Source organism: Frigoribacterium sp. CFBP 8754, assembly GCF_014841815.1.
GTDB lineage: Bacteria > Actinomycetota > Actinomycetes > Actinomycetales > Microbacteriaceae > Frigoribacterium > Frigoribacterium endophyticum.
Genome location: NZ_JACYUO010000002.1, coordinates 81752 through 93437 on the forward strand (window position 1 = coordinate 81752; position 11686 = coordinate 93437).

The following is an 11686-nucleotide window of genomic DNA, read 5'->3' on the forward strand; positions in this document are numbered from 1 at the left end:
CGAGCCTCCTCGGGGCTCGGTGGCCCGTGCCCGCCCGGGTGGCGGCGACGGGGGGCGCCGGCCAGGACGGGAGCGCTGGCTAGGCTGGGCAGATGGCCTCGTCTCACGCGCCCCGCGCCCCCCGGAAGCCCGTCACCCGCCGCCACCACGGTCACGAGTTCGTCGACGACTACGAGTGGCTGCGCGCCAAGGAGGACCCGGAGGTCATCGCCCACCTCGAGGCCGAGAACGCGCACACCGAGGCCGAGACGGCGCACCTCGCCGCCCTGCGCGAGACGATCTTCGAGGAGATCAGGGGCCGCGTGCAGGAGACCGACCTCGGCGTCCCCGTGCGCGAGGGCGAGTGGTGGTACTACTCGCGCACCGCCGAGGGGGCCCAGTACGGCATCCACTGCCGGGTTCCCGTCGCCGACGCCGACGACTGGACCCCGCCGACGATCAGCCCCGACTCCGCCCCGGCGGGCGAGCAGGTGCTGCTCGACGGCAACGTCGAGGCCGACGGCCACGACTTCTTCTCGCTCGGCAGCTTCGACGTCTCGGCCGACGGCAGCCTGCTCGCGTGGGCGATCGACACCACCGGCGACGAGCGCTACGAGCTGCGCGTCCGCGACCTGACGACGGGCGTCGACCTGCCCGACCGGGTCGCCGACACCGCCCCCGGCGCCGTCTTCGACGCCACCGGACGATTCGTGTTCTACCCGACGGTCGACGAGTCGTGGCGCCCCGACACCATCTGGCGCCACGAGGTCGGCGGCGGGGGCGACGACGTCACCGTCTTCACCGAGCCCGACGACCGCTACTGGATCGGCGTGGGCCTCACGCGGAGCCGCCAGTACCTCGTCGTCGACGTGGGGTCGAAGATCACCAGCGAGACCTGGCTGCTCGACTCGGCCGACCCGACCGGGGAGTTCCGTGTGGTGTGGCCACGGCGCGAGGGCGTCGAGTACGACGTCGAGCACGCCGTCGTCGCCGGCAGCGACCGCCTGCTCGTCGTGCACAACGACGGCGCCGAGAACTTCGAGCTCGTCGACGTGCCCGCCGACGACCCGACCTCGGCCACCGACCGCCGCGTCGTCGTCGCCCACCGCGACGACGTGCGGCTCGAGTCCGTCGACGCCTTCGCCGGCCACCTCGTCGTCGAGCACCGCCGCGAGGCGCTGCCCCGGCTCTCCGTGCTGCCGCTCGGCCCCGACGGCTACGGCGACCTCGTCGAGGTCGAGTTCGACGAGCCCCTCTTCGCGGCGGGCGCGGGCGGCAACCCCGAGTTCGCGCAGCCCACCGTGCGCTTCGGCTACGCCTCGTTCGTCACGCCGTCGACGGTCTATGACCTCGACGTGCGCACGGGCGAGCGCCGGCTGCTGAAGCGCCAGGTCGTGCTCGGCGGGTACGACCCCGCCGACTACGAGCAGGCCCGCGAGTGGGCGACGGCGGCCGACGGCACGCGCGTGCCGATCTCGCTCGTCTGGCGGCGCGACGCCGTGACGCCCGGCGAGCCCGCGCCGCTGCACCTCTACGGCTACGGCTCGTACGAGCACAGCATCGACCCCGGCTTCAGCGTGGCGCGCCTCTCGCTGCTCGACCGGGGCGTCGTCTTCGCGGTCGCCCACGTGCGGGGCGGCGGCGAGATGGGCCGCGCCTGGTACGAGCAGGGCAAGACCCTGACGAAGACGAACACGTTCACCGACTTCGTCGACGTCGCCCGCCACCTCGTCGCCGAGGGGCGCACCACGCCCGAGCAGCTCGTCGCCGAGGGCGGCAGCGCCGGCGGCCTGCTCATGGGCGCGGTCGCCAACATCGCGCCCGAGCTGTTCGCCGGCATCGTCGCGGCCGTGCCGTTCGTCGACGCCCTGACGAGCATCCTCGACCCCGACCTGCCGCTGACCGTCATCGAATGGGACGAGTGGGGCGACCCCCTGCACGACGCCGAGGTCTACGAGTACATGCGCGGCTACTCGCCCTACGAGAACGTGCGGGAGGGCGTGCGCTACCCGCGCATCCTCGCGGTGACGTCGCTCAACGACACCCGCGTGCTCTACGTCGAGCCCGCCAAGTGGACGGCCCGGCTGCGCGACGTCGGCGCGCCGGTGCTGCTCAAGACCGAGATGTCGGCCGGCCACGGCGGCGTCAGCGGCCGGTACGAGTCGTGGCGCGAGCGGGCCTTCGAGCTCGCCTGGCTGCTCGACGTGCTCGGGCGGGCCTGAGGCGCGGAGGAGAGGGAGGCGCGGGGGCGCGGTCGTGGGCGAGGGCACGGGCGCCGGCCGGCCGACGGCCAGCCGGCGGGCTGACGCGCTCGCCGCGTCGGCGGGCGCCGTCGACCACGTCGCCCTCTGGCGGGGCATCAACGTCGGCACGGCGAAGCGGGTCGGCATGGCCGACCTGCGGGCCGTCGCCGCGGGCCTCGGCCTCGTCGCGCCGGCCACCGTGCTCGCCAGCGGGAACCTCGTCGCCGGCGTGCCGACCGACCGGGCCGGCGACCTCGCCGCCGAGCTGAGGGCCGCCGTCGCGGCGGCCACCGGGGTCGACGCGGCCGTGCTCGTGCTCACGGGCGACGCCTTCCGCGCCCTCGCCGCGGCGAACCCGCTCCGGCGCGACGAGCGCCCGCCGGCGCGGGTGTCGGTGGCGGTCGCGGAGGTGCCCGGCGCGCTCGCCGGCACCGCGCCTCCCGCCGTCGACCTCGGCGACGAGGAGATGGTCGTCGCTCCGGACGCCGTCTACCAGTGGCTGCCCGCCGGGGTGACGGGGTCGCCGGTGCCCGCCGCGTGGTGGCGGGGGCTGCCCACGACGGTCACGGCCCGGAACGACGCGACGGTGCAGAAGATCGTCGCCCTGCTCGACGACCGGGCCGCGTCGAGGGGCTGAGCGAACCTGCCGCGAGCCCGCCGACGAGGGGGCTCACGCTGACCTGCCGCCCGGGCCGGCGCCGGGTCAGTCGCCGAGCCCGAGGGCGAGCTTGGAGCGGTGTGCCGAGGGCCGAGCCCCGGCGGCGCGCAGCCGCGACGCGAGCGTGTCGAGCAGGGCGTCGCCCTCGGGGCCGTCGACGCCGGGGCCGAGCTCGGCCTCCCACTCGCGCCAGGTGCGGACCCGCCCGTCGGCCACGCGCGTCGCGCTCACGACGTCGTCGGCGACCTCGACGAGCTCGCGCCCCTCGTCGTCGAGCAGGTGGTGGGCCGTCCGCCGCGTCTCGAGCAGGAGGACGGGCCGCAGCGCGGACGCCCCGTCGCCGTCGCCCCCGGTCGCGAGCAGCGCCGCGACCCGGTCGAGCAGCGCGGCGGGCACCGGCTCGTCGTCGGCGCCCAGCGGGTGGTGCACCTCGCGGCGCCCGCCGCCCGCGACCTCGGGCGGCAGCTTGAGGTGCCAGCCCGCGTCGTGCCCGCCGGTGCGACGTCGGAGCGTCACCCGGGCCCCGAGGAGGCGGTGGTCGGGCGTGTCGTGGTAGGTCGCCGAGAGCGAGGCGGCCGGGTCGAGCACGACGCGCGCGACCTCGAGGGCGCGACCCGCGCCTCCCCCGGCCCCGGCTCCGGCCCCGACGCCGACGCCGACCAGGTCGGGCACCGCGGCCTCGTCGTCGACGTCGTACTTGCGCTCGATCTCGATCTGCTCCGTGCCGGTCATCACCCCGTTGTAGTCGATCGGCCGGGCCCGCGTCGACGCCGACCGGGCCGTCACCCCGCCGGTCGGCGTACTGTCGGGGCCATGAGCGATGTCGCCCCGAGTCTGGCTGGTTGGATGGCGCGACAGCGCTGGTACGCGACGAAGGGGCGCACGCCTGCGATCCGGGTGATCGGGTCGTTCGAGGCCGACCTCGACGGCGTGCTCGCGATCACGCTCCTCGTCATCGACGAGGCCCCCGACGTGCCCGTGCTCTACCAGGTGCCCGTCGTGGCCCGCCGCAGCCCCCTGCCCGGCGGCGACGCGGCCTTCATCGGCTCGGCCGACGACCTCTACCTCTACGACGCCCCCCACGACCCGGCGTACGCGCGGCACCTCTTCGAGCTGCTGTCGTCGACGAGCCACGTCGACGGGTCGGACGTCGCGGTCGACGGCACGCTGCACGTCGCCGCCGGCACCGTCACCCGCTCGCGCGTGCTCTCGGGCGAGCAGTCGAACACGTCGATCATCTACGACGTCACGGGCGGCCCCGTCGAGCACGCCATCGCCAAGGTGTTCCGCGTGCTGCACCACGGCGACAACCCTGACGTGACGACGCAGGCGGCGCTCACCGAGGGCGGCAGCACCCGCGTGCCGACGACCTTCGGCTCGCTGCACGCCACCTGGCCCGACCCGGGCCGCGACGGCGGCGTCGCGAGCGGCCACCTCGCCTTCTCGCAGGAGTTCCTGGCCGGCTCGGAGGACGCCTGGCGCGTCGCCCTCGACGCGGCGTCCGCCGGCCGGGGCTTCACGACCGAGGCCCACGACCTCGGCGTCGCCGTCGCCGAGGTGCACGCCACGCTCGCGCGTCAACTCGGCACCGTCGAGGCCGACCAGGACGCCGTCGACGGGGCCCTCGTCAGCATGCGACGACGCATCACGACGGCCGCCCGCGAGGTGCCCGAGATCGCCCCGCACGCGGACGCCATCCTGCGGGTCTACGACGCGGCCGGTGCGCTCACCTGGCCGCGCCTCCAGCGGATCCACGGCGACCTGCACCTCGGCCAGGCGCTCCAGTCGCCGACGCGGGGCTGGACGCTGCTCGACTTCGAGGGCGAGCCCCTGCGGCCGATGCCCGAGCGCTCGCGCCCCGACCTGGCCCTGCGCGACGTCGCCGGCATGCTGCGGTCGTTCGACTACGTCGCCGGGTCGCTCGCGCAGCAGACGCCGCCGGTCGACGTCGGCACCTGGGCGCACGACGCCCGCGCCGCGTTCGTCGACGGCTACGTGGCGTCGTCGGGCGTCGACGTGCGGGCCCAGCGGGCCCTGCTCGACGCGTTCGAGATCGACAAGGCCGTCTACGAGGCGATCTACGAGAGCCGCAACCGCCCCGACTGGATCGGCATCCCGATCGCCGCGGTCGAGCGCCTCGTGGCGCGCTCCGCCCCCGCCACCGGCAACTAGGCCGCCTCAGGCCGCTCTGGGCAGAATCAGGCCGCGCACGGCCGCCCGAGTGGTCACCATCTGCCGCTCCCGTCACCGGGAGGAGCACGTCGTGACCACTCGGCGCGCACCGCCGGAGGCGCGGGTCAGGGGCGCGGGACGTTGCGGAGGTTCGACCGGGCCATCTTCACGACCTCGCCCGCGCCTCCGTTCATGACGATCTTCGACATCGCCAGCGAGAAGCCCTTCACCTGGGAGCCCGTGATCGCCGGCGGCAGCGAGAGCGCCTGCGGGTCGGTGGCGATGTCGATCAGCGCCGGGCCGTCGTGCTCGAAGACGGCCTCGAAGCCGTCACGGAGGTCGCCCGGCTGGTCGACGTGCACGGCGTGGATGCCGATCGACCGGGCCACGGCCGCGTAGTCGACGTAGGGCACGTCGACGCCGAAGTCGGGGTAGCCGTCGACGAGCATCTCGAGCTTCACGAGACCGAGCGTCGAGTTGTTGAACACGACGATCTTCACCGGCAGCTCGTACATCTTCGCCGTGATCAGCTCGCCCATGAGCATCGAGAGCCCGCCGTCGCCCGACATCGACACGACCTGGCGGCCCGGGTGGGCGAACTGCGCGCCGAGCGCGTGCGGCAGGGCGTTCGCCATCGAGCCGTGCAGGTACGAGCCGAAGATGCGGCGGCCGGCCGTCGGCGTGATGTAGCGCGCCGCCCACACGTTCGACATGCCCGTGTCGGCGGTGAAGATCGCGTCGTCGGCCGCGACCTCGTCGAGGATGGAGGCCGCGTACTCGGGGTGGATCGGCACGAGGGCGTCGGCCTTCTTCGTGTACGCCCCGACGACGCCGTTCATCAGCTTGTCGTGCTTCTTCAGCGTCTTGTCGAGGAACCTGCGGCTCTTCTTGTCGCGCACGAGCGGGGCGAGCGCCCGCAGGGTCGGGAGCACGGCCCCGTGCACGGGCACGTGGACCGTCGCGCGCCGCCCGATCACGGCGGCCTCGACGTCGACCTGGGCGATGCGCACCTGGTCGCCGTCGGGGAGGAACTGGGGGTACGGGAAGTCCGTGCCGAGCAGCACCAGCAGGTCGGCGTCGTGGATGCCCGCGTGCGCGGCGCCGTAGCCGAGCAGGCCGGTCATGCCGACGTCGTAGGGGTTGTCGTGCTGGATGACGTCCTTGCCGCGCAGGCTGTGCCCGATCGGCGCCCCCACCCGCCCGGCGAGCTCGATGATCTCGTCGTGCGCGCCGCGGCCGCCCTCCCCCACGAAGAACGCCACGGTGCCGGCCTCGTTGATCGCGTCGGCGAGGGCCTGGACGTCCTCCTGCGCGGGCACCAGCTCGGGCGCCCGGGTCGTGAGGTGCGGGGGCGTCGCGCCCTCGGCGTCGAGCTCGGCGACGTCGCCCGGCAGCGTCACCACGCTGACGCCGTGCCCGGCGAGCGTGTGGCGGATCGCCGCGGCGACCACCGACGGCGACTGCACCGAGGTCGAGATCATCTCGCTGTAGCCCGAGCACTCGACGAACAGCCGGTCGGGGTGCGTCTCCTGGAAGTAGTCCGAGCCGATCATGGCGCTCGGGATGTGGCTGGCGATCGCGAGCACCTTCGCGCGGCTGCGGTGCGCGTCGTAGAGGCCGTTGATGAGGTGCAGGTTGCCGGGGCCGCACGAGCCCGCGCAGACGGCGAGCTCGCCGCTCATCTGGGCGTCGCCCGACGCCATGAACGCCGCGGCCTCCTCGTTGCGGACGTGGATCCAGTCGATGCCGCCCGCCTCCGAGCCGCCCGTGCGGCGCACCGCGTCGACGATCGGGTTGAGGCTGTCGCCCACGATGCCGTAGATGCGGCGGACCCCCGCCTGGACGAGCTGCGCGATGATCTGGTCGGCGACCGTGTCTGCCATGGGGTGTCTCCTTCGTCGAGGTCGTGGGGCGATCGACGGCGGGCCCGCGGGGGCGCTCGTCGCGACCTGCTCCCAGCCAACTCCCCCGCGCCTCCCCGGCTCCTGGGCTTAGCCTTGGACGATGACCGACACCGCCACCTCCTACGTTCCCGACGCGGGCACCATCACCATGTTCAGCACCTCGTGGTGCGGCTACTGCGCGCGCCTCAAGCAGCAGCTCGGCAAGCAGGGCATCGGCTTCACCGAGGTCAACATCGAGGAGGTGCCGGGCACCGCCGAGATCGTCGAGAGCGTCAACGGCGGCAACCAGACGGTGCCGACCGTCATCTTCCCCGACGGCTCCACCGCCACGAACCCCTCGCTCGCCGACGTGCAGGCCAAGCTCGGCCTCTAGCGGGCCGCCCGCGTCGCGCCCCCGAGGGCGGGCGCCGAGACGACACGACGCCCCGTGCCTCCCGAGGGAGGCGCGGGGCGTCGTCGCGTGCGGGTCGCGTCAGCCCTGCGGTGCGGCCGCGAAGAACTCGATCTGGTTGCCGTCCGGGTCCTTCACCATCAGCGTGGTGCCGAACTCCGGGTCCTCGAGGTGGGAGTCGATGCCGACCGAGCGGGCGTGCTCCTGCCAGGCGACGACGCCGTCGCGGTCGGCGACGGCGAGGCCGATGTGGTCGAGCCCCGGCACGGTCGGGTCGAACGGGACGGCCTTGCCCTCGGTGTAGGCGGTGACCCCGAGGATCTGTCCGCCGCCCACGGAGAACAGCCGGCGGTCGAGGCCGTCGAGCTCGATGCGGCCGACCGGCGGGGCGCCGAGCAGCGACTCGTAGAACGCGAGGCTGCGGTCGAGGTCGGACACGGTGATGGCGACGTGGGCGTAGCCCTGGACTTCCGGCACGGGGTGCTCCTTCATTCGGGGTGGTCACCCCACCGAACGCGCCGCCGCTGGGAGCCGCACGGGCGCGGGGCCCGCAGCGGCCCGCGGCGCGCCGGGCGGACGGCCCGGCGCGCTGCGCGGCTAGCCGCCGAGCGCCTCGGTGAGCAGCGCGACGAGCGCGCTGTGCTGGATGTCGGCCGAGTCGACGACCTCGCTGTCGTCGCCGTCGAGGGCACGGGCGGCGAGGCCGGCCTTGCTGTCGATGAGCTCGGCGATCTTCGTGTCGATCGTCTGGGCCGCGATGACGCGCCACGCGGTGACGGGCTCCTCCTGGCCGATGCGGTGCACGCGGTCGATCGCCTGCGTCTGCTCGGCGTCCGTCCACGACAGCTCGGCGAGCACGACGTTGGAGGCGACCTGCAGGTTGAGGCCGACGCCCGCCGCGGTGAGCGAGCAGACGACGATCTCGACCTCGGGGTCGTCGACGAACGCGTCGATCTGGCGCTGGCGCACGGCCGGCGTCTGGTCGCCGCGGATCGAGGCGTACTTGATGCCCCGCTTCGCGAAGGTCTGCTCGGCGGTGTCCATCACGTCGATGTGCTTCGCGAAGAAGACGACCTTGCCGACGTTGCGGGCCAGCTGAGCGGTGTAGTCGGCCGCGAGGCCGGCCTTCGCCTGGCCGATGCGGCGCACCATGCTGAAGACGTTCTCGCCGCTGCTCGAGCTGCTGGCGTCCTCCAGCTCCCACTTCGCCACCTGGCGCACGAGGTCGTGGTCGATGCCCTCGACCCTGGCTCCGGAGGTGCGGGCCGCGAGGGCGGAGCGGTAGCGGCTGACGAGACGGCGGGCCAGCTCGCGCTCGGCCTCGCGGATCGACCGGCCGGCCTCGTCGTCGAGCTCGACCGGCAGGTCGGCGACGCGACGGGCGGGGATGTCGGCGGCCACGTCGACCTTGCGGCGACGGACGATGCCGAGGTCGATGACGATCTCGCGGGCGGACGGGAAGAAGCCCGGGTCTGCGGGGGTGAGCCCCGCCTCCTCCAGCTGCTCCATGAGCTCGGCGGCCGGCTTCTTGTCGCCGATCCAGCCGAGGAACTGCCAGATCGCCCGGAAGTCCTCGATGTCGTTGATCAGCGGCGTGCCGGTCAGGGCCATCAGGAGGGGGTGCGCGGTGCGGGCGCGGATGCGCTCGGAGAGCTGCAGCACGTGCCGCGACCGCTGCGACTCCTTGTTCTTGATGAAGTGGGCCTCGTCGACGATCATGCCCTTGAAGCCGAGGTCGCCGAGCCAGCCGACGTGCCGGTCGAGCACCTCGTAGTTGACGATCACGACGTCGGCGAACGCGTCGAGGGTGTCGCCGTCGCCGTGGATGACCGTGGCGGTGCGCGTCGGGGTCCAGAGCTGGACCTCGCGGGCCCAGTTGGTCTTGACCACGTTCGGCACGACGACGAGCAGCGGGTAGGCCCCGGCCGCCTGCGCGGCGAGGAGCGACTGGGCGGTCTTGCCGAGGCCCGGCTCGTCGGCGAGCAGGTAGGTGCGGTGGCCCTGACGGGCGGACTCGACGAGCTGCGCCTGGTGGTGCATGAGCGTCGCGCCGGCGGGGGCGTCGACCGTGCTGGGCTCGGGCAGCGGCATGCACGCCGAGCCACCGCCCGCGCCGTACTCGAACGCCTTGAACAAGGGCCCGAAGAGCTCCCAGTTGGCGAGGCGCACGGGGTGCACCTCGCGCGAGACCTCGGCGAGCGAGAAGTCGGGCGGCAGGAACGGGTTCGCCAGCTGACGCGAGACGACCGACTGCGGCACGACCTGGCGCTCGGAGACGGGGGCGACGGGCGCGGCCTCGCGCACGACGACCTGCTCCTCGGGGGCGAGCTCCATGCCCGCGGAGAGCTGCATGTCGCGCTTCAGCGCCCTGGCGCTCTCGGAGACGACGGCGTCCTCGCCGAGGAGGGCGATCAGCGACGTGTCGCGCGCGGCCGTCTTGGCGAGGATCTGCGCGACGCCGTCGAGGCGCTTCATCTGCTCGGCGCGCTCGCCGTCGGTGATGGCCTTGTCGACCTTCACCCGGGCGCGCTCCTCGCGCATCAGCAGGGCGATGACCTGGAACTTCGTGCGGCTGGAGGGCTTGACCTGCCCCCGCTGGGCCGCGGCCTCGACCTCGCGCACGGCGCGGGCGAGCACGGGGATCAGCCCGTCGTTGTCGACCTCGCGGCGACGGTGCGGACGCTGGGCGGTGCGGGTGCCGCCGGATCGGTTCTGGCCTGGTCGAGCCAAGGCTCCTCCTCGTGGTCGACGGTCACGTCGACGGTGCTGTGTCGTCGATGCGACGACGGGTGCTGCACCGGCCGACCCGCGGTGTGCGGGGGCCGGGACCGCGCACCGCGGCGATCGGGGCTGATCGCGGTCGATCTGGTGCGGCACGGGCGTACGACTGGGACGTGCGGGAGCGGACGGCCCGGAGGCCAGGCCCTCGCCCGGGGCACCGTCGCGCGAGGCAGGCCTCGAGGGCCGGCACGACGCTCAGATCTGCGCCTGTCGATCGGTCGGGGCACCGTGTCGGAGCCGACACGGACGGTGCTGCGCGCCACTTTACGCGGTCGACGGGGCCGGGCGCCACCTGCGCCGGGGCGTGTCCGCCGCTCAGACGGCGGCGACGGGGCGCGGCCAGAGCGTGCCGGAGGCGGCGCCGAGCAGCTGCACGGCCTTGCGGCGGCCGCTGTCGGTGCCGAGCGTCGCCTGCCCGCCCGCGTGCGCGAGCAGCTGCGACGCCACGGCGGGCGCGAGGCGGTCGGCGATCGCGGGCGCCTTCCCCACCCAGGTGCGGCTCACCTCGTCGGCGAGCCGCTCGCACGCACGCGCCTCGGCCTCGTCGCCGTTGCCGCGGTGCCACTGGCCGGTGACGACGAGGTGGGCGACGAGCGCGCCCGCGTCGCGCGCCGGGTGCCCCTGCCCGGCGGTGTCGATGTCGAGCAGGCCCGTGACGCGCCACGGCTCGGCCGGGTGCACGAAGAGCTGCTCGAGGTGCAGGTCGCCGTGGATCACGCGCCGCGGGTCGCCGGCCCAGGAGGCGCGGCGCCGGTCGATCTCGTCGTAGAGGCCGTCGATCTCGGCGGCGCGCTCGGGGAGGGCGCTGCGGAGCGTCGCGCGGTGCCACGCGCCGTGGTCGAGGGCGTCGGACTGCGCGCTCGACGTCACGTCGACCCGCGCGGTGCGGACCCCGAGCTCGACCACCTGCGCGACGAACCGCGGGTCGTCGGCCAGCTCGAGGACCTTCTGCCCGGCCGGCACGCCCGGCACGCGCTCGAGCACGAGGAGGCCGTCGGCCCGGGAGGCGAGCACCCGGGGCACCGGAAGCCCCTGAGCCCGGAAGGCGGCGTGCAGCGCGACGATCGGGGCGACCCGGTCGGGTCGGATCACCTTGAGGAAGAGCGTCGTCTCGGCGCTGTCGAGGCGGATGACGGCGCGCTTGCCGGGCCGGTACGCGGCGACGGCGAGCGTCGGCGCGGTGACCTCGATGCCCAGGGCGGCGAGCGACTCCTCGACGCGGTCGGGGTAGGTCACCCCGGCGAGCGCCGGCAGCAGCGGGTCGGCCGGGTAGGCCCACACGGCGAGGGGCTGGCCCGTGCCGGGGTCGGTGGTCAGCACGCTCGAGGCGTCGGCGCCCGTGACGTCGGTGTCGATGAAGGTCAGGACGGTCGCGGTGACGCCCGCCGCGTCGACGGTGTCGACCTCGTAGCCGTAGAGGAACCCGTGGCCCGACGGCTCGACCGAGTGGGGGCGGAAGGCCACGACGGTGACCCCGGAGCCCTCGAAGGCCGCGGGGAGCACCTCAGCGGAGTTCGGCCACACGCGTCCATCAAAGCGCGTCGGAGGCGCGGCGGGC

9 protein-coding genes are annotated in these 11686 nt (G+C 74.3%); 4 read left to right on the forward strand and 5 right to left on the reverse strand.

All coding sequences use genetic code 11. The annotated features are described in order from the left end of the window. Positions 1 to 92: 92 nt before the first annotated feature. Positions 93 to 2201, forward strand: a complete 2109-nt coding sequence (locus IFT72_RS06865) for a S9 family peptidase (RefSeq protein ID WP_192045976.1) — start codon at positions 93 to 95, stop codon at positions 2199 to 2201. Positions 2202 to 2235: 34 nt separating this feature from the next. Next, positions 2236 to 2859, forward strand: a complete 624-nt coding sequence (locus tag IFT72_RS06870) for a DUF1697 domain-containing protein (protein ID WP_192045977.1) — start codon at positions 2236 to 2238, stop codon at positions 2857 to 2859. A 66-nt stretch (positions 2860 to 2925) separates the two neighbouring features. On the opposite strand, the gene IFT72_RS06875 is transcribed toward IFT72_RS06870, so the two are convergent. Next, entirely contained in the window at positions 2926 to 3612 is a 687-nt protein-coding gene (locus IFT72_RS06875; RefSeq protein WP_192045978.1) for a CYTH domain-containing protein, read from the reverse strand. 81 nt (positions 3613 to 3693) lie between these two features. Between IFT72_RS06875 and IFT72_RS06880 the strand changes: the two genes are divergently transcribed. Continuing rightward, positions 3694 to 5052 (forward strand): phosphotransferase, encoded by a 1359-nt coding sequence (locus IFT72_RS06880; RefSeq protein WP_192045979.1) that lies wholly within the window; start codon positions 3694 to 3696, stop codon positions 5050 to 5052. A 125-nt stretch (positions 5053 to 5177) separates the two neighbouring features. Here the strand turns inward: IFT72_RS06880 and IFT72_RS06885 are convergent, their stop codons facing one another. Continuing rightward, positions 5178 to 6935: a pyruvate dehydrogenase gene (locus IFT72_RS06885; RefSeq protein WP_192045980.1), complete on the reverse strand. Its 1758-nt coding sequence runs from the start codon at positions 6933 to 6935 to the stop codon at positions 5178 to 5180. A gap of 121 nt (positions 6936 to 7056) precedes the next feature. On the opposite strand from IFT72_RS06885, the gene IFT72_RS06890 reads away from it, so the two are divergent. Then, positions 7057 to 7329 carry a mycoredoxin gene (locus IFT72_RS06890; RefSeq protein WP_056056304.1) on the forward strand — a complete coding sequence of 91 codons (273 nt, stop codon included), beginning with the start codon at positions 7057 to 7059 and terminating at the stop codon, positions 7327 to 7329. Positions 7330 to 7428: 99 nt separating this feature from the next. Here the strand turns inward: IFT72_RS06890 and IFT72_RS06895 are convergent, their stop codons facing one another. The 3 genes from IFT72_RS06895 to IFT72_RS06905 form a co-directional block, all read right to left on the reverse strand. Beyond that, positions 7429 to 7824: a VOC family protein gene (locus IFT72_RS06895; protein ID WP_056056306.1), complete on the reverse strand. Its 396-nt coding sequence runs from the start codon at positions 7822 to 7824 to the stop codon at positions 7429 to 7431. 120 nt (positions 7825 to 7944) lie between these two features. After that, positions 7945 to 10077, reverse strand: a complete 2133-nt coding sequence (locus IFT72_RS06900) for a DEAD/DEAH box helicase (RefSeq protein WP_056056309.1) — start codon at positions 10075 to 10077, stop codon at positions 7945 to 7947. Between the two features lie 366 nt (positions 10078 to 10443). Then, positions 10444 to 11652: a phosphotransferase family protein gene (locus IFT72_RS06905; protein ID WP_056056311.1), complete on the reverse strand. Its 1209-nt coding sequence runs from the start codon at positions 11650 to 11652 to the stop codon at positions 10444 to 10446. Positions 11653 to 11686 lie beyond the last annotated feature (34 nt).